This is a genomic window from Acidovorax sp. 22279 (assembly GCF_052045435.1).
Classification (GTDB): Bacteria; Pseudomonadota; Gammaproteobacteria; order Burkholderiales; family Burkholderiaceae_C; genus Acidovorax; species Acidovorax delafieldii.
Genome location: NZ_JBQEOV010000002.1, coordinates 124,359 through 145,913, shown reverse-complemented (window position 1 = coordinate 145,913; position 21,555 = coordinate 124,359). Strand labels below are relative to the sequence as shown.

The following is a 21,555-nucleotide window of genomic DNA, read 5'->3' as shown; positions in this document are numbered from 1 at the left end:
CCGGGGCTCCTCTACACTCCCTACATGGATTCGATGCCCACCACCCCCTCCCCCACGGCCACGACCGTGGCAGCGCCGATACGCTGGTGGCGCAAGTGGTGGCGCGGCTTGTCGCCCACCCGGCAAGACCGTTTTGCCGCACTTGCCCCCCTCGCGGCAGTGCTGATGTTCCTGGCCGCCATCGTTGCGGCGTTCTGGTACTTGCGCGCCGAAGAAGCCGAGCGCGAACAAGAAGCCCTACGGCGCGACGTGGAATACGCCCAGCAGCGCGTACGCCTGCGCCTGCTGGAGCGGCAAGAGCAACTCATGCGCATCGCACGCGATGTGTCCAACCAGGACCTGGGTAAGGCGGAGTTCATCAGCCGCGCCGAGGCACTGATCAGCCAGTACCCTGAGCTGCAGGCCATCACCTGGATTGACGACCGCCGACGCATCCGCGCAAGCCAGGCCGCCCCGACACTGGCCAGTGGTGAGCTGCGCATCGCAGGCGAAGTCCTCAAGCCCGGGGACACCGCCGACACCTTTGGCCTGGCGCGGGACCTGCAGCAACCGGTGTACGCGCAGCCGGCCGCCACGTCGGGCGATGCGACACCACTGCTGCAGTTGCAGGTACCGCTCAACAACCAGGGCAAGTTCAGCGGCGTGGTGCTGGGTGAATATTCCATCGACAGCCTGCTGCGCTACGGCACCCCCACCGAAGTGCTGGCGCGCTACGCGGTGACGCTGCTCGACAGCAAGAACCAGGTGCTGGCGGGCACGCCACTGGGCCCGCGCAACAAGGCCACGCAGTTGCTCCCCTGGACGCCCAAGGCCAACGAGTACGAGGTACCGGTCTCCCCCGTCGGCAACGGTCTGGTGCTGCGCGCCCAGGCCTACCGCACGTCGCTTGGCGTGGTGGGCAGCGGGCTGTTCTGGCTGGTGGGCACGCTGAGCGCGATGACGGCCTGGATGCTGATCGCCACCTGGCGCCACACCCGTCGCCGCATGCAGGCGCAAGAGGCCCTGGTGGCCGAGACCAACTTTCGCCGGGCGATGGAAAACTCCATCCTCACCGGCATGCGCGCCCTGGACATGGAAGGCCGCATCAGCTATGTAAATGCCGCCTTTTGCCAGATGACGGGCTGGAGTGCCGAAGAGCTGGTGGGCCTGAAAGCCCCCTTCCCCTACTGGCCCGAGGCCGATCACGAAACCCTGCAGGCCAAGCTGCGCGACGAACTGCGTGGCAACACCATGGCAGGCGGCTTTCAGGTGCGCGTCAAGCGCAAGAGCGGGACGCTGTTCGACGCCCGGCTCTATGTGTCTCCGCTGATCGATGCCCATGGCCAGCAGACAGGCTGGATGACGTCGATGACTGACATCACCGAGCCCAACCGCATTCGTGAACAGCTGTCGGCGTCGCATGAACGCTTCACCATCGTGCTGGAATCGCTGGACGCCTCGGTGTCGGTGGCACCACTGGGCAGCGAAGAGCTGCTGTTTGCCAACAAGCTCTACCGTCAGTGGTTCGGGTCGCAAACCGGCGGGCACCTGCAACTGGTGGCGCAGGCAGGTGTGGTGCCGATTGCGGGCAAGGAGCAAAGTGGCATGGACGATGAGGACGGCCTGATGGGCCTGCCCACCGACACGCTGACCAGCGCCCGCAGTGAAAACGCCGAGATCTACCTGCCCGACCTGGGCAAGTGGCTGGAAGTGCGCTCGCGCTATCTGAACTGGGTGGACGGCCGCCTGGCCCAGATGGTGATTGCCACGGACATCACCCCCCGCCGCCTGGCTGAAGAGCAGGCCCAGCGGCAGGCCGAGCGCGCGCAGTCGGTCAGCCGCCTCATCACCATGGGCGAGATGGCATCCAGCGTGGCGCACGAACTCAACCAGCCGCTCACCGCCATCAACAACTACTGCAGCGGCATGGTTTCGCGCATCCAGAGCGGCCAGCTCACCGAAGAGGCTCTGCTCACCGCCCTGCAAAAGACAGCCCACCAGGCGCAGCGCGCAGGCCAGATCATCCAGCGGATCCGCTCGTTCGTGAAAAAGAGCGAGCCCAACCGCACGCTGGCCGATGTGCATTCGATGGTCAACGAAGCCGTCGAGCTGGCCGACATCGAACTGCGCCGACACAACGTGCGCCTGACGCACTACGTCGCCGCGCGCCTGCCGCAAGTGATGGCCGACACCATCCTGATCGAGCAGGTGCTCGTCAACCTGATGAAGAACGGCGCCGAGGCCATCCAGCACGCCGACCGCCCCGCCCCCAACCGCAGCGTGGAGCTGCGCGTGGTGCCCAAGCAGATCGATGACCGCCAGGTGGTCGAGTTCTCGGTGCAGGACACCGGCAAGGGGCTGGCCCCCGAAGTGCTGGAGCGCCTGTTCGAGGCATTCTTCTCTACCAAGCAGGAAGGCATGGGCATGGGCCTCAATCTGTGCCGCAGCATCGTCGAGTCCCACCAGGGCCGGATGCAGGCGGAGAACCTCTACAATGGCTCGGAGGTTACAGGCTGCAGGTTCTCCTTCTGGCTGCCGCTTGCCAAGCCTGCTGATGCCACTACAAATTCTGTAGCAAACGAACAAAACCCAAGGACTGTTGCATGAGCTTGATTCCGAAAAAAGGCACTGTTTACGTTGTGGACGACGACGAAGCAGTTCGCGATTCCCTGCAGTGGCTGCTGGAAGGCAAGGACTACCGGGTGCGTTGCTTTGATTCGGCCGAGACGTTTCTCTCACGCTACGATCCGCGCGAGGTGGCCTGCCTGATCGTGGACATCCGGATGGGCGGCATGACCGGCCTGGAACTGCAGGACCGCCTCATTGAGCGCAAATCGCCGCTTCCCATCGTGTTCATCACCGGCCACGGCGACGTGCCTATGGCAGTGAACACCATGAAGAAAGGTGCGCTGGACTTCATCCAGAAGCCTTTTGACGAAGAAGAGCTGGTGGGCCTGGTCGAGCGCATGCTGGACCACGCCCGCGAAGCCTTCGCGGGCTACCAGCAGGCCGCCAGCCGCGACGCCCTGCTGTCCAAGCTCACCAGCCGCGAGGCGCAGGTGCTCGAACGCATCGTGGCCGGTCGCCTGAACAAGCAGATCGCTGACGACCTGGGCATCAGCATCAAGACGGTGGAGGCACACCGCGCCAACATCATGGAAAAGCTCAACGCCAACACGGTGGCCGATCTGCTCAAGATCGCTCTGGGGCAGAACGCGCCCAAGGGCTGATTGCTCCCAATTTGATAGCTACCAGCACATATTGAACTAGCGCAACCAGCCATTTTGACTTGTATTTTCTGACATGACAGCCCAACTCATCGACGGCAACGCCCTTTCCCGCCAACTTCGCAGCGAGGTGGCGCAACGCGCTGCCGCCCTCACCGCCCGTGGCCACCAGCCTGGCCTGGCGGTGATTCTGGTGGGCGAAGACCCAGCCTCGGCCGTGTATGTGCGCAACAAGGTCAAGGCCTGCGAGGACAGCGGCGTGCGCTCCATCTTTGAAAAGTACGACGCCGATCTCAGCGAGGCTGCGCTGCTGGCACGCATAGAAGCCCTCAATGCCGACCCCACAGTGCACGGCATCCTGGTGCAGATGCCCCTGCCCAAGCACATTGACCCGCACAAGGTCATCGAGGCCATTGCCACCTCCAAGGATGTGGATGGCTACTCGGTGCTGTCGGCTGGCGAACTCATGGCCGGGCTGGACGGTTTCCGCCCCTGCACGCCCTACGGCAGCATGAAGCTCATCGAGTCCACCGGCCAGTCGATCAAGGGCAAACATGCCGTGGTCATCGGGCGCAGCAATACCGTGGGCAAGCCCATGGCCCTGCTGCTGCTGCAGGCCAATGCCACGGTCACCGTCACCCACAGCGGCACCCCCGACCTGGGCTACCACACCCGCCAGGCAGACATCGTGGTGGCTGCGGTCGGCCGCGCCAACACGCTCACCGCCGACATGGTCAAGCCCGGTGCCATCTTGATCGACGTGGGCATCAACCGCAAGGCCGACGGCAAACTGTGTGGCGATGTGGACTTTGAGGGCGTCAAAGAGGTGGCGGGCTGGATCACCCCCGTCCCTGGCGGGGTTGGACCCATGACCATTACCATGCTGCTGGTGAACACCATCGAAGCCGCCGAGCGGGCTGCCGCGCGCTGACCGCGCCCGGGGAAGACGCCAGCCGCTTTGCAACTTGAACCTGCGCCGCCTGGCGCCATCTAATCCCGCATGAGCAACGCCCTTCTCGACTTCTCCGACCTCCCCGCCTTTGACCGCATCACCCCACAGGACGTAGCCCCTGCGGTTGATGTGCTGCTGGAGCGTGCCAATCAGGCTCTGGAGACCGTCACGGCGCCCGACTTCCCTGCCCGCTGGGATGCCATCGCCAAGGAGCTGGATGTAGCCACCGAACAGCTCGGCCGCGCCTGGGGGGCTGTCAGCCACCTCAACAGCGTTGCCGACACGCCGGAACTGCGCGCGGCCTACAACGCCGCCCTGCCCCGCGTCACGGAGTTCTGGACCCGCCTGGGCGCTGACGAACGCCTCTATGCCAAGTACAAGGCCATCGACCCCGCCACCCTGACGCCCGAGCAACGCCAAGCCCACCGCAACGCAGTGCGCAACTTTGTGCTTAGCGGCGCTGAGCTGACCGGGACGGCCAAAGAGCGCTTCGCCCAGATCCAGGAACGCCAGGCCGAGCTGAGCCAGAAGTTCAGCGAAAACGCGCTGGACGCCACCGATGCGTATGCCTACTACGCCACCGCTGAGGAACTGGACGGTGTGCCGGCCGATGTGCAGCAAGCCGCTTTGGCGGCCGCACAGGCGGACGGGAAACCAGGCTACAAGCTCACCCTGAAAATGCCTTGCTACCTGCCGGTGATGCAGTTTGCCACCCGCAGCGACCTGCGCGCCAAGCTATACCGCGCCTATGTCACCCGTGCCTCGGACCAGGCCGAAGGCGAAGGCCAGAAATTCGATAACACCGCGCTGATTGGCGAAATCCTGGCCTTGCGCCGAGAAGAAGCCCAGCTGCTGGGGTACGCCAACTTCGGTGAAGTGTCCGTGGTGCCCAAGATGGCCCAGTCACCCGCCGAGGTTGTCCAGTTCTTGCGTGATCTCGCCCGCCGCGCCCGGCCCTATGCCGAAAAGGACGTGGCCGACCTGCGCGCCTTTGCGGCCGAACACCTGGGGCTGACCGATCCGCAGCCCTGGGACTGGCCCTACATCTCTGAAAAGCTCAAGGAAGCCCGCTACGCCTTCAGCGAGCAGGAGCTCAAGGCGTACTTCACGGCACCCAAGGTGCTGGCAGGCCTGTTCAAGATCATTGAGACGCTGTTTGAAGTGTCCATCCGCCGCGACACGGCACCGGTGTGGCACCCTGCGGTGGAGTTCTATCGCATCGAACGCAACGGCCAACTGGTGGGCCAGTTCTACCTCGATCAGCCCGCGCGCACCGGCAAGCGGGGCGGCGCCTGGATGGATGACGTGCGCACGCGCTGGCAGCGCCCCGACACCGGAGTGCTGCAAACACCGATTGCCCACCTCGTCTGCAACTTCGCGGACGGTGTGGACGGTAAGCCGCCACTGTTGACCCATGACGACGTGATCACGCTGTTCCATGAATTTGGCCATGGACTGCATCACATGCTGACCCAGGTGAACGAACGCGATGTTTCCGGCATTGGCGGCGTCGAATGGGACGCCGTGGAGCTGCCCAGCCAGTTCATGGAAAATTTCTGCTGGGAATGGGATGTGCTCAGACACATGACGGCCCACGTGGACACCGGCGAGCCGCTGCCGCGCACGCTGTTTGACAAGATGATCGCCGCCAAGAACTTCCAGAGCGGCATGCAGACCCTGCGCCAGATCGAGTTTGCCTTGTTCGACATGCTGCTGCACACCGAACACGACCCGGCCCAGGACTTCATGCCCCTGCTGACCCAGGTGCGCCAGGAAGTGGCCGTGCTGCAGCCGCCCGCGTTCAGCCGCACGGCCCACACCTTCAGCCACATCTTTGCCGGCGGCTATGCAGCGGGGTACTACAGCTACAAATGGGCCGAGGTACTCAGCGCCGACGCCTACGCCGCCTTTGAAGAAACCGCCGGTACCGACGGCTTGCCCAGCACCGAAACCGGGAGACGCTACCGTGAGGCCATTCTGGAAGCGGGTGGCAGCCGCCCCGCCATGGAGTCCTTCAAGGCCTTCCGTGGCCGCGAGCCCAGTCTGGATGCCCTGCTGCGCCACCAAGGCATGGCGGAAGAACTGACCGCCTGAGTGCGGTCTGTCGCCCGGCCTCTAAAAACCACAGCCCCACAAGAATGAGGAGAACCCGCATGCCCCGTACAACGTTCGCTCCTGCCGCTGCCTCCTTGTTGATGGCCCTGGCCTCTGTGGGGGCCCAGGCGCAGAATGTCTATCGCATTGTCGGGCCCGACGGCAAGGTGACTTTCTCAGACCGCCCTCCGGCCGAAACCACTGCACCGCCCGCGCGCAGCCCTGCAGCCCCGGCTGCCGCGACCGCAAGCCCGGCAGCGGCCAATGGAGCGTTGCCTTACGAACTGCGCCAGGTGGCCAACCGGTACCCGGTGACCATCTACACCGGCAATGACTGCGCACCCTGCGGAAGCTTGCGCAACATGCTGACATCACGCGGTGTGCCGTACACCGAGCGCACAGTGGCCAGCAATGAGGACATTGCCGCACTGCAACGCCTGAGTGGCAGCACCAGCCTGCCTTTTGGCACCATTGGCGGCCAGCAACTGGTGGGCTTTTCAGACGCGGAGTGGATCCAATACCTCGACGCAGCGGGTTACCCCAAACAATCCCAGTTGCCCAGCAACTACCGCCAGCCAGCGCCCACCCCGCTGGTTGCGGCCAAGCCGGTGGAGTCCGCACCCGCCGCTGAACCGAAAGCGCCGGCACGGCCCGCGCTCCCTCCACCGGTCAATGACGGCCCAACACCAAGCAATCCCGCCGGTATCCGGTTCTGACACTGTGACGTAGCCGCCTCCAGGCGGCTACGTCCTTCCATTCACCTCCACACAACAGAAAAGGGGCCTCCAGAGGCCCCTTTTGTATTGGCGAACTACGGTGGTGGACTTGTCCCCCACCCCTCCACCATTCCTCAATAGGTGATGGTCTTCACGCCCTGCGCCGTACCCAGCAGGCACACGGATGCCTTCTGGTGGGCAAACACACCCACGGTCACCACGCCAGGCCATTGGTTGATCTCTGACTCGAACGCCAGCGGGTCGGTGATGGACAAGCCCTTCACGTCCAGAATGTGCTGGCCGTTGTCAGTCACCAGTGGCTGTCCGTCCTTGAGTCGCAAGCTGGCCTGTCCACCCATGGCGGCAAAACGGCGCGCAATGTGATTGGCAGCCATCGGGATCACCTCCACCGGCAACGGAAACTGGCCCAGGGCCTTCACCAACTTGGATTCGTCGGCAATACACACAAAGCGCTCGGCCAACGCTGCCACGATCTTCTCGCGTGTCAGTGCAGCGCCGCCACCCTTGACCATGTAACCCTGGCCGTCGATCTCGTCCGCGCCGTCGACATAGACGGAGAGCGATGGGACCTCATTGGCATCGAACACGGCAATACCCAGTGCCTTCAGGCGCTCAGTGCTTGCAACGGAGCTGGAGACAGCGCCCTTGATCTGGTCCTTCATGCCCGCCAGGGCGTCAATGAACTTGTTGACGGTGGAGCCGGTGCCCACCCCCACAATCTCGCCAGGCACCACGTATTGCAGCGCGGCTTGGCCTACCAGGGTCTTGAGTTCGTCTTGGGTCAGGGGAGTGGTGGTCGTCATGGGAGAAAATCGGGGGTAATCCTGAATTATCTCCCCATGTCCCTGATCCCCTACGCCCTCACCCGCCCCTTTCTCTTCGGCATGGATGCCGAGGCCGCCCACGAACTCACCATGGACATGCTGGCGCGCGGGCAGCGCACGCCGCTGCAATGGGCCTGGTGCAACGAAACTGTGAGCGACCCCATCACCCTGGCGGGGCTGAAGTTTCCCAACCGCGTGGGCATGGCGGCGGGCCTGGACAAGAATGCGCGCTGCATTGACGCGCTGGGCGCCATGGGTTTCGGTTTTGTGGAGGTGGGCACCGTGACCCCCAAAGCGCAGCCGGGCAACCCCAAGCCGCGCATGTTTCGCCTGCCCGAGGCCCGCGCACTGATCAACCGCCTGGGCTTCAACAACGAAGGCCTGGACGCCTTCCTGCGCAATGTGCAGCAGGCGCAGTTTCGCAAGCAGAACCGTCAGCATCCCATGCTGCTCGGTCTCAACATCGGCAAGAACGCCACCACCCCCATCGAGAACGCCACCAGCGACTACCTGATCTGCCTGGAGGGCGTATACCCCCATGCCGACTATGTGACGGTCAACATCAGCTCACCCAACACCCAGAACCTGCGCGCATTGCAAAGCGATGCCGCACTGGATGCACTGCTGGGAGCGATTGCCGAGCGCCGTGAGACGCTGGCTGCCCAGCACCAGCGGCGCGTGCCGGTTTTTGTGAAAATTGCACCGGACCTGGATGAAGCCCAGGTGGCAGTGATCGCTGCCACGCTGCAGCGCCACGGCATGGACGGTGTGATTGCCACCAACACGACCATCAGCCGCGCTGCGGTGCAAGGCATGCGCCACGCGGAAGAGACGGGGGGGTTGAGTGGCACTCCGGTGCTGGAAGCCAGCAACCAGGTCATTCGGCAGCTGCGCGCAACCTTGGGCAGCGGATTCCCCATCATTGGTGTCGGCGGCATCATGAGCGCCGACGACGCAGTGAGCAAGATTCGCGCAGGGGCAGACGTGGTGCAGATCTACACCGGCCTGATTTATGAAGGCCCTGCGCTGGTTGTGAAGGCCGCCAAGGCCATCAAGGCCTTGCGCTGACCCCTCGGGCCACAAACGCTCGACCGCATGGCCCCATAAGAAAACGGAGCCTCTGGCAACAGGGCTCCGTTTCAGTTTTCGGCGTGGGTTTGAGTAGCGGGACGCCGCCCTCCGCAACCCCGCCAGTGGTCAGCGCCGCAAGCGCATCAGCATCGGCAGGACAATGCCCGCCCATCGGATCAACCTGCGCGGGCCGGCGACCAGAGCGACACCGGCCATGGCCGCCACCGCCAGCGGGTGTTCGCGCGCGAACCCGGCGGCGCGCAGCGCCAGCGAGGCATCTCCACCGCCCGTGGCGCCTCCGGCTTGCTCCGCGAGCGCGCGGGCCTGGGCCCGGGCCACGCGGCGGGCACGCAGCCGCTCGCGCTGCAGTTCAATTCGGTCAAGCACACGCTGCTGCTCCGGCGTAGCCACCAGCCTTACCGTGGGCGCAGTCTGCGGTGTACCAATTGTTGGGTGGGGGGTGCTCACAAGCGCTCCTTGATGTCACGCCAGTCCTGGGCCAACTCTCGCCGCGTCAGCGCAAAGCCGCTGCCCGCGCGCTGCGCCACAGACACCAACGACACCGTGGCGGCGGCCCAGCCTGCAGCCCACACGGCAGCCACCAGCCACGCCACCAGCGTGCGTTGCGGTGAGTCCCAAAAGTGCACCAGCACCGCCAGCGACACCATGATCAGGGCCACCACCGTAAGCCCAACGACCAGAATGGTCAGCACCAGCAGTTGTTGCAGCCGCTGCTTCAGGTCCGCCCATTCCAGGCGGGCCAGATCCATCCGGTCTTCGGCGGCGATGGCGCCCTCGATCAGGTTGGCACGCCAGCGGGCGGCCAACCCTTCCAGACCCAGCAGCGAGAGCCAATTCATGTCTTGTTGCCTCTGTGGCGTGCCGTCATGGTGGGACAGCGACGATCAGCGGCGTGCAAGCAGAAAGCCAACCAACGCACCCACGGCCAATGCGGCACCCGCCACACGCCAAGGTTCGTCATGGGCGTAGCGGTCGGCGGCCAAGGCGGCTTCCTTCGCTTGGCGGGCGGCGTCCTGAGCGGCGCGCACAGCGGACTCACGCACGTTGTGCATGCCATCGTCCAGGCGCTGGCGCAACAGCTTGATTTCAGGCACTGCGTCCAGGTCCTTGTTGGCCAACAGCCCCCGCAGATCGGAAACCAGCTTTTCCAGTTCGCCCTGGGTGGTCGTGGTGTCAGAAGCAGTCATACAAGCCTTTCTGTGTAGTGCCAAAAGTGATGGAAAACCCCGCACGCGAACGTTGGGACTGAAGTTCATCTTAGCCATCCGCGCAGAAACCCCTCGTAGGACGGGGACGCAAGAGGTTACTGATTGCAAATGGCTTGCTGCAGATCAAACCAGCGCAGCCACATGCTCCGCAATGGCCAGGGCACTTGTCAAGCCGGGCGACTCGATGCCAAAGAGGTTGACCAACCCGGCTCCCCCATGGACAGCAGGCCCTTGAATGACGAAGTCGGCAGCGGGTGCACTGGGCCCGTGGATCTTGGGGCGCATGCCCGCGTAGCCCGCCGCCAGAGCGCCATCTGGCAAGCCCGGCCAATATTTGCGCACCTCGGCATAGAAGGCATCGCCGCGCGCGGGGTCCACCTGCAGATCGTCGGGCGAGTCCACCCATTGCACGTCCGGGCCAAACTTGGCCTGGCCGCCCAGGTCCAGCGTGAGGTGTACACCCAGCCCAGCCGCCTCGGGCACCGGGTAAATCAGTCGGCTGAACGGCGCCTTGCCCGTCAACGTGAAATAGTTGCCCTTGGCGTAGTAAGCGGTAGGCACATGCTGCGGGGCCAGCCCCGCAAACCTTGCAGCCAGCGCGGGGGCGTGCAACCCGGCGGCGTTGACCACGGTGCGTGCGCGGAGGCGTGTGCCATCAATCGCTTCCAAATCAATAGCATCAGAGCCAATAGATGCTAGAGCTAGCGGCGAATTCAGCGCTACAACACCACCCGCATGCTCCAGATCGCCCTGCAGCGCCAGCATGAGCGCATGGCTATCGACGATGCCGGTGCTGGGCGAGTGCAAGGCACCAACGCACGCCAGCGCTGGCTCCATCGCCAGGGCTTCTTCGCGGCTGAGGCGTTGCAGGTCCAGCACTCCGTTGGCACGGGCCCGCACCTGGATACCTTCCAGGCTGTCCAGCTGGGCGGCAGAGGTGGCCACCAGCAGCTTGCCGCAGCGGCGGTGGGGCACACCGCGCTCCATGCAGTAGGCGTAAAGCAATTCCTTGCCCCGCACGCACAGCCGGGCCTTGAGCGAACCTGCGGGGTAATACAGCCCGGCATGAATCACCTCGCTGTTGCGCGAACTGGTGCCAGTGCCGATGGCGTCCGCTGCCTCCAACACCATCACCTCCCGCCCCTGGAGCGCCAGTGCACGGGCCACCGCCAGACCCAACACGCCCGCGCCCACCACCACACAATCCACCGTATCGATCATCAGTGCGTCTCCTCCATCACCTGCCGGGTGCCGCGTCAGGCCTGCTCAAAACCATCGAGCACGTTGACGGCATTGGTGCCCAGCTCGGCCGCCGCATAGCCGCCTTCCAGCACGAACACCGTGGGCAACCCCAGCCGTGCCAGCCGCTCGCCCAGGCGGGTGAAATCTGACGATGCCAGTGCAAACCGCGAGATGGGATCGCCCTCAAAGGCATCCAGCCCCAGAGAAATCACCAGCCCGTCGGCGCGGTAATCCGTGATGCGCAGGCACGCTTGCTCAAGTGCATCGAACCATGTTGCCGCGCTGGTGCCCGCAGGTAAGAGCAGGTTCAGGTTGAAACCAACACCAGCCCCCTTGCCCGTCTCGTCGGCGTGGCCCAGGTAGAAGGGGTACTCCGTGCGCGGGTCACCGTGCATGCTGATGAACAGCACATCGCTGCGGTCGTAAAAGATGCTCTGCGTGCCGTTGCCGTGGTGGTAGTCCACATCCAGCACCGCCACACGCTGGGCGCCCTGGTTGCGCAGGGTTTGCGCTGCCACGGCGGCGTTGTTCAAGAAGCAATAGCCCCCCATGAAGTCCGGGCCCGCATGATGCCCTGGCGGCCGTGTGCAGCAAAACGCGGCGTGCGTCCCCAGCGCAACGCGTGCCGCCGCGCTGGCAGCAGCATCGGCCCCCGCCTTGGCTGCGGCCCAGGTTCCTGCCGCCATGGGTGTACCGTTGTCCATGGAGTACAGCCCCAGCCGTGCGACAAAGTTATCGGGTTCCACATCACTGCGCAGCGTGCGCACCGGCCAGACAGACGGAAAAGGCTGCACTGAAGCATTGGTTGGGTCCAGCGCCAGCCATTGTTGCCAGGCGGTCTGCAGAAAGGCCAGATAGCGCGGCGCATGCACCTGCGCCAGCACGGCATTGCAGTCCACATCGGGCAACACCATGGCGTGGCCGCGTGTGCGCAGGGCGTCTTCCACATAGTCCACACGTTCGGGTTTTTCAAAACAGGGCACGCGCTCGCCCCGGAAGAATTCGTGGGCCGGTGCATGCCCCTGGTGCAAGGGATTGTGGAAGGTGATCATGGATGCAGCGTTGCAGGTACGGGCGACAAATGTAGCGCGCAAGCCTGCGTTGTACGCCGCTTTGGCGAATGGTCGCTGCACTTTGCAGCTTGCAGACAGGCGGACGAGCCAAGAAAAAACCCCTGCAGGTCAGGAACCTGCAGGGGTTTTTGAATTGGTGGGTGATACATGGATCGAACATGTGACCCCTGCCGTGTGAAGGCAGTGCTCTACCGCTGAGCTAATCACCCGTCGCAAGTACCTTGGAGAAAGATACCGCTGCGAAAAGTCTGGCAGCAACATGGTGGGTGATACATGGATCGAACATGTGACCCCTGCCGTGTGAAGGCAGTGCTCTACCGCTGAGCTAATCACCCTTGTCGCTGCGACAGCCTTCTATTATGGCACAGCTTTTCAGGCCGACTGGAGAGTTCGCCAAATTGTTTTGCCACCGCTGGCCTTGTCGATCTGCGTGAGCACCTCGGCATGGGCCGCCTGCTCTTGTTCGCTCGCCCGCAGCACCGGCAGCGCAAGGCCACGCAAATCGATGGCTGCCACCTTCACGCCGTCAGCGCTGTCATGGCCATCGTCGGCGATCAGCAAGGCATCCTGCCCGCGCGTGAGATTGATGTAGACGTCGGCCAGCAGCTCGGCGTCGAGCAAGGCGCCGTGCAGCGTACGGCCCGAGTTGTCCACGCCCAGACGGTCGCACAGGGCGTCCAGCGAGTTGCGCTTGCCCGGGTACATCTCCTTGGCCATGGCCAGCGTGTCAGTCACGCTTTGCACATAGGTGCCAAACGCCGGGCGCCCCACCAGCTCCAGTTCCTTGTTGAGAAAGCCTACGTCGAACGCAGCGTTGTGGATGATGATCTCGGCGCCCTGCAGGTACTGCAGGATGTCGTCCACCACGTCGGCAAATTTGGGCTTGTCCTTCAGGAACTCATTGCTAATGCCGTGCACCTTCAGCGCATCTTCATGGCTGTCACGGCCAGGGTTGAAGTACAGGTGCAGGTTGTTGCCGGTCAGCTTGCGGTTGAGCAGCTCCACACAACCCAGTTCAATGATGCGGTCACCACCTTCGGCCGAAAGGCCGGTGGTCTCAGTGTCCAGAACAATTTGCCGGGACATCAGTGGTTTTCCTTGGCGTGGTTGATCGTGTACTTCGGAATTTCGACGATCAGGTCGGTCTGCGCCAGGATGGCCTGGCACGACAGGCGCGACTGCGGTTCCAGGCCCCAGGCGCGGTCCAGCAGGTCTTCTTCCTCTTCTTCTGCCGCATTCAGCGAATTCAGCCCCTGGCGCACGATGACGTGGCAGGTGGTGCAGGCACAGCTCATGTCGCAGGCGTGCTCGATGTTGATGTGGTTGTCCAGCAGGGCTTCGCAGATCGAGGTGCCTGCGGGCGCCGTGATCTCAGTGCCAGCGGGGCAGTATTCGGGATGGGGAAGGATCTTGATGACAGGCATGGGGTGGTCTTTTTCTTGTTCAGAGGGATGCGCTGGCTCGTATCACAGGCTCGCGACGTTCTTGCCGGCCAGGGCCTGCTGGATACCGCGGTTCATGCGCTGGGCTGCAAACGCCTCGGTGCCCTTGGCCAGGGCTTCCGTGGCGGCCTCAATGGCCGCGGCATCGTCGGCGTCGCGCTGGTGGCGCAAGGCCACCATCAGGGCGTCGATGGCAGCCCGCTCCTTGGGGCTGAGCACGTCGCCATCCGCGTCAAGCGCGCTTTGCGTGGCAATTAGCATGCGGTCGGCGTCCACGCGGGCCTCGACCACGGCACGGGCTTTCATGTCCTGCGCGGCCGTGGCAAAGCCGTCCTGCAGCATGCGCGCGATCTGGTCGTCCGTGAGGCCGTACGATGGTTTCACGTCAATGCGGGCCTCCACCCCACTGCCCTGCTCTTTCGCGGCCACGCTCAGCAGGCCATCGGCATCGACGGTGAAGGTCACACGGATGCGCGCAGCGCCGGCCGCCATCGGGGGAATACCGCGCAACTCAAAGCGCGCCAGGCTGCGGCAGTCCCGCACCAGGTCACGCTCGCCTTGCACCACATGGATGGCCAGCGCGGTCTGTCCATCCTTGTAGGTCGTGAAGTCCTGCGCCTTGGCGGTAGGTATGGTCTCGTTGCGCGCAACAATGCGTTCCACCAGCCCGCCCATGGTCTCGATACCCAGGGACAGCGGAATCACGTCCAGCAGCAGCAGGTCGCCTGCCGTGTTGTTACCGGCCAGCTGGTTGGCCTGGATGGCGGCACCCAGCGCGACCACTTCGTCGGGATTCAGGTTGGTCAGTGGCTCCTTGCCAAAGAACTCGGCCACGGCCCGCTGCACCTGCGGCATGCGGGTGGAGCCGCCCACCATGACCACGCCCTGCACTTCATCGCGCGCCAGATGCGCATCGCGAAGGGCACGGCGCACAGCCGCCATGGAGCGGGCGGTCAAATCGGCCGTCACCGCGGCAAAATCCGACCGTTTGACGTCAAATTGCACAGAAGCGCTAGATAGCTCTGCCTTGAATGCTACCAAATCAGTAGCAGTCAATGCCTCTTTGCAGGCGCGCGCCGCCATGCGCACGGCCGACTTGTCGGCTGGTGTGACCGCCTGTTGCCCCACCTGCTGCAAAACCCAGTCCGCCAGCGCCGCGTCGTAGTCGTCGCCACCGAGGGCAGAGTCGCCGCCCGTGGCGATCACCTCGAACACGCCCTGCGTCAGGCGCAGGATGGAAATATCAAACGTACCCCCACCCAGGTCATAGACGGCGTAGACGCCCTCGCTGGCGTTGTCCAGGCCATAGGCAATCGCCGCCGCAGTGGGCTCGTTGATCAGGCGCAGCAGGTTGATGCCAGCGAGCTTGGCCGCATCTTTGGTGGCCTGGCGCTGGGCGTCGTCGAAGTAAGCAGGCACGGTGATCACTGCGCCATACAGATCATCATTGAAGGTGTCTTCAGCGCGGTAGCGCAGCGTGGCCAGAATCTCGGCACTGATCTCGACGGGCGACTTGTTGCCATCCACCGTGGCCAGGCTGACCATACCGCCCTCGCCGCCATCAGCAGCAGCCACGAAGTCGTATGGCAGCTTGCCCGCTTCCGCCACGTCCTTGAGGCCACGCCCCATGAAGCGTTTGGCCGAGGCGATGGTGTTGCGTGCATCCTGGGCCTGCGCCGCCACGGCGTCATATCCGATCTGGCGACCGCCGTTGGCCAGGTAGCGCACCACCGAGGGCAGCAGCACCCTACCCTGCGCATCGGGCAGGCATTCGGACACACCATTGCGCACAGCGGCAACCAGAGAATGGGTGGTGCCCAGGTCAATGCCCACCGCGATGCGCCGCTGGTGCGGGTCGGGGGACTGGCCGGGTTCGGAGATCTGCAAAAGCGCCATGAAATTTCGGGTCTCAACGTGGTGGGGGACGCCATCACCTCAGCAAGCGACAGGGGCCCCAGGGGGAAAGCAAAACCGCTCTATTGTCCCAGTTGCTCTCGGCGACGTTCTATGTCGTCCGCAAATCGCGCAATGAACATGAGGGCTCTGACCTGGCGGGCCGCGCCCGCATAGTCCTGCTGCTGGTCGATGAGTTGCTCGCACTGCGACAGAGCGGCACGCCGGGCTTGTTCCACCTCATCGTCCAGTGCGTCCAGCTCGCTGTCTGCGCGGGCATCTTCCAGTGCCTCGCGCCATTCCATCTGCTGCATCAAAAACGCAGCGGGCATGGCGGTGTTGTCTTCGGCACGGATAGGCGCTCCGTGCAGTTCGCACAGATAGGCCGCCCGGCGCATGGGGTCCTTCAGGCGTTGGTAAGCCTCGTTGATGCGCACGGACCACTGCATCGCTACGCGCTGCGCCGCAGCGCCTTGCGCAGCAAACTTGTCGGGGTGGGCTTCGCGCTGCAGTTCCTTCCAGCGCGCGTCGATGGCGCTGCGTTCTTGTGCAAAGCGGCAAGCCAGGCCAAACAGTTCGAAGTCGTCAGATTGCAGATTCATGCGCAAGGGGGCGTGAAGAAAATCCAAGAAAAAACCGCCAGCACAGAGCGCGTTGGCGGTTTGGCGTTACATCAGCTGAAGACGTTCAGACGCGGAAGCTCTCCCCGCAACCGCAGCGATCACGCTCGTTGGGGTTGTTGAACTTGAAGCCTTCGTTCAGCCCCTCACGGACAAAGTCCAGCTCGGTGCCATCGATGTAGGCCAGGCTCTTGGGGTCAATCAGCACCTTGACGCCGTGGTTTTCAAACACGATGTCCTCGGGCTCGCTCGCGTCCACATACTCCAGCTTGTAGGCAAGCCCCGAGCAGCCGGTCGTCTTGACCCCCAGACGCACGCCCAACCCCTTGCCACGGCGGGCAAGGTAGCGGTTGACGTGCCGGGCTGCAGCTTCTGTCAGCGTAATGGCCATGTCTCTCGATCTATCTGTCAAACAATCAGGCGGCAGTGGCCGTGGCGGCGTGCTTGGTCTTGTAGTCCAGCACAGCTGCCTTGATGGCATCTTCCGCCAGGATGGAGCAGTGGATCTTGACGGGCGGCAAGGCCAGCTCTTCGGCGATCTCGCTGTTCTTGAGCGCTGCGGCTTCGTCCAGCGTCTTGCCCTTGACCCACTCGGTCACCAGCGACGAGGAGGCAATCGCCGAGCCACAGCCGTAGGTCTTGAAGCGGGCGTCTTCGATCACGCCGGTTTCAGGGTTCACCTTGATCTGCAGCTTCATCACGTCGCCGCAGGCAGGCGCGCCCACCATACCGGTGCCCACCGAATCGTCACCCTTGTCGAACGAACCCACGTTGCGGGGGTTCTCGTAATGGTCAACCACTTTGTCTGAATAAGCCATGATGTGTACCTCTTCAATACGTCCAGAATTTGTGCGGAATCAGTGAGCAGCCCACTGGATGGTGCTGATGTCGATGCCGTCCTTGTACATCTCCCACAGCGGGCTCAGTTCGCGCAGGCGGGCCACGTTCTCGCGAATGGTGGAGATGGCGTAGTCAATCTCTTCCTCGGTCGTGAAACGGCCGATGGTCATGCGCAGGCTGCTGTGGGCCAGCTCGTCGCTGCGGCCCAAAGCGCGCAGCACATAGCTGGGCTCCAGGCTGGCAGAGGTGCAGGCCGAGCCCGAAGACACCGCCAGGCCCTTGATACCCATGATGAGCGATTCGCCTTCGACGAAATTGAAGCTCATGTTCAGGTTCTGCGGCACACGACGCTCCAGGCTGCCGTTGATGTAGACCTGTTCGATGTCCTTGAGGCCGTCGAGCAAACGCTGCTGCAGGGCCTTGGCCTTGGCGTTGCTCTCGGCCATTTCTTCCTTGGCGATGCGGAAAGCCTCGCCCATGCCCACGATCTGGTGCGTGGGCAAGGTGCCCGAACGCATGCCGCGTTCATGGCCGCCACCGTGCATCTGGGCTTCCAGCCGCACGCGGGGCTTGCGGCGCACGTACAGCGCACCGATGCCTTTGGGGCCGTAGGTCTTGTGGGCGGTCATGCTCATCAGATCGATGGGCAGCACGTTCATGTCGATCTCGACACGGCCCGTCGCCTGGGCGGCATCCACATGCAGCAGGATGCCCTTCTCACGGCACAGGGCGCCAATGGCGGGGATGTCCTGGATCACACCGATTTCGTTGTTCACGAAGAGGATGCTGATCAGCACGGTGTCTGGACGGATGGCAGCCTTCAGGGCATCCATGTTGACCAAGCCGTCTTCCTGCACGTCCAGATAGGTGGCTTCAAAGCCTTGGCGCTCCAGTTCGCGCATGGTGTCCAGCACGGCCTTGTGCTCGGTCTTGAGCGTGATGAGGTGTTTGCCCTTGCCTTTGTAGAAATGCGCAGCGCCCTTCAAGGCCAGGTTGATGGACTCGGTCGCACCACTGGTCCATACGATTTCGCGAGGGTCGGCACCAATCAGGTCGGCCACTTGCACACGCGCTTTTTCCACCGCCTCTTCGGCCTCCCAGCCCCATGCGTGGCTGCGCGACGCCGGGTTGCCAAAGTGCTCACGCAACCAGGGAATCATGGCGTCCACCACGCGGGGGTCTACCGGGGTCGTGGCGCCATAGTCGAGATAGATGGGAAAGTGCGGGGTCATGTCCATGGCTGGCTCAGTAAAAGGTTCTGGCTGGCAAACAGAAGAGGCAGAACAGATAGGAAAACGATTACAACGCGGTCAGGGCAGTGCCGACCCCAGGGCCAGCACGGCGCACCAAGCATCAGGATTTGGCGAAGACGTTACCCAGTGCGAACACCGAATTGGGGGCGTTCACGCGGATGGGCTTGACCACCGGCGTCGTGGAGATGGCGCGGCGAACCACAGGCTTGTCTTCGATCTGCACGCCCTTGGCGAGCTGCTCGTCCACCAGCTTTTGCAGGGTGACCGAGTCCAGAAACTCCACCATGCGCTGGTTCAGCGAGGCCCACAGTTCATGCGTCATGCAACGGCCGGCTTCACCCAGGCAGTTTTCCTTGCCACCACACTGCGTGGCGTCGATGGGTTCATCCACCGAAACGATGATGTCGGCCACCGTGATGTCGCCTGCCTTGCGGGCCAGCGTATAACCGCCGCCGGGGCCACGGGTGGATTCCACCAGTTCATGGCGGCGCAGCTTGCCAAAGAGTTGCTCCAGGTACGACAGCGAAATCTGCTGGCGCTGGCTGATGGCAGCCAGCGTGACGGGGCCGTTGTTCTGGCGCAGGGCCAGGTCAATCATGGCGGTGACCGCAAAACGGCCTTTGGTTGTGAGACGCATCGCAAGCTCCTTGTGCTAAGGCTTGTTCGTTGAAGAAACCGCCTGCGCTGACTGTTTGCCAGCGAGGCACCGTCTCCGCCCCTTACTCCGCCCAGTCACCTGCTGCGGAGCCCTTCATCGTTGGGCTGTTTTGTTGAGTGTTTTGTGCGAGTATAGCACAAATCCCTATTGATTCTGTCGGGTTAAAAAACCAAATAGTTATTAATCGACTCAATAGTATTTTCTCATCGCATTCCCAATCGCAATCCCTTTTACAAGGCCACGGAATCGCTGCCGTGCGCACCAAAGGCCTGGTCCTTGAGCCGAGTGAGCTGGTCGCGCACCCGGGCCGCCTGCTCGAACTCCAGATTGCGAGCATGTTCCAGCATGAGCTTTTCCAGGCGCTTGATCTCGCGTGCCACGTCTTTCTCGGACATGTCCTCCACCTGCGCCCGCTGCAACGCTTCCTGCTCCAGGCGCTCGGCGTCCTTGCCGGCTTTTTCGCTGTACACGCCGTCAATCAGGTCTCTTACCCGCTTGACAATGCTGCGCGGCGTGATCCCGTTGGCCTCGTTGTATGCGATCTGCTTGATGCGCCGGCGTTCCGTCTCACCCATGGCTTTTTTCATGGAGTCGGTGATGCGGTCGGCGTACAGGATGGCATGGCCGTTCAAGTTGCGCGCTGCACGGCCAATGGTCTGTATCAGGCTGCGCTCGGCGCGCAAGAAGCCCTCCTTGTCCGCATCGAGGATCGCCACGAGTGACACCTCAGGAATGTCCAGCCCCTCGCGCAGCAGGTTGATGCCCACCAGCACGTCAAACGCCCCCAGGCGCAGGTCACGGATGATCTCCACCCGCTCCACGGTGTCCACATCGCTGTGCAGGTAGCGCACCTTGACACCGTTGTCGGTGAGATAGTCGGTCAACTGCTCGGCCATGCGCTTGGTCAACGTGGTAATGAGTACGCGCTCATGCTTTTCTACACGAATGCGTATTTCTTGTAGCACGTCATCCACCTGATGGGTGGCTGGACGAACTTCCACCACCGGGTCCACCAAGCCCGTGGGGCGCACTACCTGATCCACCACCTGGCCTGCATGGGTCTTTTCGTAGTCGGCGGGCGTGGCCGATACAAAGATTACCTGCCGCATACGTTGCTCAAACTCCTCGAACTTGAGCGGTCGATTGTCCAGGGCCGAAGGCAGGCGAAAACCATATTCGACCAGCGTGGTCTTGCGCGAGCGGTCGCCGCTGTACATCGCGTTGAGCTGGCCGATCATCTGGTGGCTTTCGTCCAGAAACATGATCGCGTCTTTGGGCATGTAGTCGGTCAGCGTGCTGGGCGGATCGCCCGGCGCCGCGCCCGACAGGTGGCGCGTGTAGTTCTCGATGCCTTTGCAGTGGCCCACTTCGCTCAGCATTTCCAGATCAAATCGCGTGCGCTGCTCCAGCCGCTGCGCTTCGACCAGCTTGCCGTCAGCCACCAGCTGCTGCAGGCGTTCGGCCAGTTCCAGCTTGATGGTCTCAACCGCCGCCAGCACCTTGTCGCGCGGCGTCACGTAGTGACTGCTGGGGTACACGGTAAAACGCGGGATCTTCTGCTTGACGCGGCCCGTGAGCGGGTCGAACAGCTGCAGGCTCTCAATCTCGTCGTCAAACAGCTCAATGCGAATCGCCAGCTCGGAGTGTTCGGCCGGGAACACATCGATGGTGTCGCCCCGCACACGGAACTTGCCTCGGCTGAAATCCGCCTCGTTGCGCTGGTACTGCATGCGGATCAACTGAGCGATCACGTCCCGCTGCCCCAGCTTGTCCCCAACCCGCAGCGTCATCACCATGCGGTGGTAGCTCTCAGGCTCGCCAATGCCGTAGATGGCCGACACGGTGGCCACGATCACCACATCGCGCCGCTCCATCAGGCTCTTGGTGCAAGACAGCCGCATCTGCTCGATGTGCTCGTTGATCGCGCTGTCCTTCTCGATGAACAGGTCGCGCTGCGGCACGTAGGCCTCTGGCTGGTAGTAGTCGTAGTAGCTGACGAAATATTCCACGGCGTTCTTGGGAAAGAACTCGCGGAACTCGCTGTACAGCTGCGCGGCCAGCGTTTTGTTGGGCGCAAAGATGATGGCGGGGCGGCCCATGCGCGCGATCACGTTGGCCATGGTGAAGGTCTTGCCCGATCCCGTCACACCCAGCAACGTCTGGAAGGTCTCCCCATCATTCAGTCCCTCCACCAGCTTGTTGATGGCCTCGGGCTGGTCGCCTGCCGGTGGATACGGCTGGAACAGTTCAAACGGGGAATCGGGGAAGCGGACGAACTCGCCGTCTTGCTTTTCAGTTATGACTTCTGTGATATCCGGCATGGGGGCGGTCAACGGGTGGTGAAGGCGGGCCGTTAAAATCGGCCGAACCCGGCACAGTACACCACGCCCGGATTCTTCGCTACTGACAACCTTTCAAGGA

21 protein-coding genes and 2 tRNA genes are annotated in these 21,555 nt (G+C 63.2%); 6 read left to right on the top strand and 17 right to left on the bottom strand.

Going from position 1 to position 21,555, the window contains the following annotated elements; translation table 11 throughout:
- Nucleotides 1–24 precede the first annotated feature (24 nt).
- The 5 genes from ACTJKQ_RS03495 (at nucleotide 25) to ACTJKQ_RS03475 (ending at nucleotide 6,968) form a co-directional block, all read left to right on the top strand.
- Nucleotides 25–2,586 (top strand): PAS domain S-box protein, encoded by a 2,562-nt coding sequence (locus ACTJKQ_RS03495; RefSeq protein WP_056062995.1) that lies wholly within the window; start codon nucleotides 25–27, stop codon nucleotides 2,584–2,586.
- A complete protein-coding gene (locus ACTJKQ_RS03490; RefSeq protein WP_007848524.1) occupies nucleotides 2,583–3,209 on the top strand; it encodes a response regulator transcription factor in 627 nt (208 codons plus the stop codon). Before ACTJKQ_RS03495 ends, ACTJKQ_RS03490 begins: the two co-directional genes overlap by 4 nt.
- A gap of 73 nt (nucleotides 3,210–3,282) precedes the next feature.
- On the top strand, nucleotides 3,283–4,137 hold the full coding sequence (gene folD, locus ACTJKQ_RS03485) for a bifunctional methylenetetrahydrofolate dehydrogenase/methenyltetrahydrofolate cyclohydrolase FolD (protein ID WP_440596002.1): 855 nt from the start codon (nucleotides 3,283–3,285) through the stop codon (nucleotides 4,135–4,137).
- Between the two features lie 69 nt (nucleotides 4,138–4,206).
- On the top strand, nucleotides 4,207–6,252 hold the full coding sequence (locus ACTJKQ_RS03480) for a M3 family metallopeptidase (protein WP_440596001.1): 2,046 nt from the start codon (nucleotides 4,207–4,209) through the stop codon (nucleotides 6,250–6,252).
- Between the two features lie 59 nt (nucleotides 6,253–6,311).
- The gene (locus ACTJKQ_RS03475; protein ID WP_056063005.1) at nucleotides 6,312–6,968 is read left to right on the top strand and encodes a glutaredoxin family protein; all 657 of its coding nucleotides are present in this window, start codon (nucleotides 6,312–6,314) and stop codon (nucleotides 6,966–6,968) included.
- 134 nt (nucleotides 6,969–7,102) lie between these two features.
- On the opposite strand, the gene rpiA is transcribed toward ACTJKQ_RS03475, so the two are convergent.
- Nucleotides 7,103–7,792, bottom strand: coding sequence for a ribose-5-phosphate isomerase RpiA (gene rpiA / locus ACTJKQ_RS03470; protein WP_440596000.1), 690 nt, complete (start codon nucleotides 7,790–7,792; stop codon nucleotides 7,103–7,105).
- A 36-nt stretch (nucleotides 7,793–7,828) separates the two neighbouring features.
- On the opposite strand from rpiA, the gene ACTJKQ_RS03465 reads away from it, so the two are divergent.
- Entirely contained in the window at nucleotides 7,829–8,881 is a 1,053-nt protein-coding gene (locus tag ACTJKQ_RS03465; protein WP_440595999.1) for a quinone-dependent dihydroorotate dehydrogenase, read from the top strand.
- A gap of 129 nt (nucleotides 8,882–9,010) precedes the next feature.
- On the opposite strand, the gene ACTJKQ_RS03460 is transcribed toward ACTJKQ_RS03465, so the two are convergent.
- The 16 genes from ACTJKQ_RS03460 to uvrB form a co-directional block, all read right to left on the bottom strand.
- A complete protein-coding gene (locus ACTJKQ_RS03460; RefSeq protein WP_369882137.1) occupies nucleotides 9,011–9,352 on the bottom strand; it encodes a hypothetical protein in 342 nt (113 codons plus the stop codon).
- The gene (locus tag ACTJKQ_RS03455) at nucleotides 9,349–9,744 is read right to left on the bottom strand and encodes a phage holin family protein (protein WP_099730347.1); all 396 of its coding nucleotides are present in this window, start codon (nucleotides 9,742–9,744) and stop codon (nucleotides 9,349–9,351) included. Before ACTJKQ_RS03455 ends, ACTJKQ_RS03460 begins: the two co-directional genes overlap by 4 nt.
- Nucleotides 9,745–9,789: 45 nt before the next feature.
- On the bottom strand, nucleotides 9,790–10,092 hold the full coding sequence (locus ACTJKQ_RS03450) for a DUF883 family protein (RefSeq protein ID WP_008904788.1): 303 nt from the start codon (nucleotides 10,090–10,092) through the stop codon (nucleotides 9,790–9,792).
- A 144-nt stretch (nucleotides 10,093–10,236) separates the two neighbouring features.
- Nucleotides 10,237–11,334, bottom strand: a complete 1,098-nt coding sequence (locus ACTJKQ_RS03445; protein WP_108499210.1) for an NAD(P)/FAD-dependent oxidoreductase — start codon at nucleotides 11,332–11,334, stop codon at nucleotides 10,237–10,239.
- Between the two features lie 35 nt (nucleotides 11,335–11,369).
- Nucleotides 11,370–12,407, bottom strand: coding sequence for a histone deacetylase family protein (locus ACTJKQ_RS03440; RefSeq protein ID WP_440595998.1), 1,038 nt, complete (start codon nucleotides 12,405–12,407; stop codon nucleotides 11,370–11,372).
- 155 nt (nucleotides 12,408–12,562) lie between these two features.
- Nucleotides 12,563–12,637: transfer RNA gene (locus ACTJKQ_RS03435), tRNA-Val, on the bottom strand.
- 51 nt (nucleotides 12,638–12,688) lie between these two features.
- Nucleotides 12,689–12,763 (bottom strand) — tRNA-Val (locus ACTJKQ_RS03430).
- Between the two features lie 37 nt (nucleotides 12,764–12,800).
- A complete protein-coding gene (dnaQ, locus tag ACTJKQ_RS03425; protein WP_056063030.1) occupies nucleotides 12,801–13,514 on the bottom strand; it encodes a DNA polymerase III subunit epsilon in 714 nt (237 codons plus the stop codon).
- Nucleotides 13,514–13,852, bottom strand: a complete 339-nt coding sequence (gene fdx / locus ACTJKQ_RS03420; RefSeq protein ID WP_056744679.1) for an ISC system 2Fe-2S type ferredoxin — start codon at nucleotides 13,850–13,852, stop codon at nucleotides 13,514–13,516. The genes dnaQ and fdx overlap by 1 nt, the downstream gene beginning before the upstream one ends.
- Before the next feature lie 42 nt (nucleotides 13,853–13,894).
- Complete coding sequence (gene hscA / locus ACTJKQ_RS03415; protein WP_108499212.1) at nucleotides 13,895–15,766, bottom strand: Fe-S protein assembly chaperone HscA; 1,872 nt, start codon at nucleotides 15,764–15,766, stop codon at nucleotides 13,895–13,897.
- Nucleotides 15,767–15,846: 80 nt separating this feature from the next.
- Nucleotides 15,847–16,365, bottom strand: a complete 519-nt coding sequence (hscB, locus tag ACTJKQ_RS03410) for a Fe-S protein assembly co-chaperone HscB (RefSeq protein WP_056744674.1) — start codon at nucleotides 16,363–16,365, stop codon at nucleotides 15,847–15,849.
- 85 nt (nucleotides 16,366–16,450) lie between these two features.
- Entirely contained in the window at nucleotides 16,451–16,774 is a 324-nt protein-coding gene (gene iscA, locus ACTJKQ_RS03405; RefSeq protein ID WP_056063043.1) for an iron-sulfur cluster assembly protein IscA, read from the bottom strand.
- A gap of 25 nt (nucleotides 16,775–16,799) precedes the next feature.
- Nucleotides 16,800–17,201 (bottom strand): Fe-S cluster assembly scaffold IscU, encoded by a 402-nt coding sequence (gene iscU / locus ACTJKQ_RS03400; protein WP_056744672.1) that lies wholly within the window; start codon nucleotides 17,199–17,201, stop codon nucleotides 16,800–16,802.
- 39 nt (nucleotides 17,202–17,240) lie between these two features.
- Nucleotides 17,241–18,461 carry an IscS subfamily cysteine desulfurase gene (locus ACTJKQ_RS03395; RefSeq protein WP_056063047.1) on the bottom strand — a complete coding sequence of 407 codons (1,221 nt, stop codon included), beginning with the start codon at nucleotides 18,459–18,461 and terminating at the stop codon, nucleotides 17,241–17,243.
- A gap of 115 nt (nucleotides 18,462–18,576) precedes the next feature.
- Nucleotides 18,577–19,113, bottom strand: coding sequence for a Fe-S cluster assembly transcriptional regulator IscR (iscR, locus tag ACTJKQ_RS03390; RefSeq protein WP_015013980.1), 537 nt, complete (start codon nucleotides 19,111–19,113; stop codon nucleotides 18,577–18,579).
- Between the two features lie 251 nt (nucleotides 19,114–19,364).
- Nucleotides 19,365–21,455, bottom strand: a complete 2,091-nt coding sequence (gene uvrB / locus ACTJKQ_RS03385; protein ID WP_099730352.1) for an excinuclease ABC subunit UvrB — start codon at nucleotides 21,453–21,455, stop codon at nucleotides 19,365–19,367.
- Nucleotides 21,456–21,555: the final 100 nt, after the last annotated feature.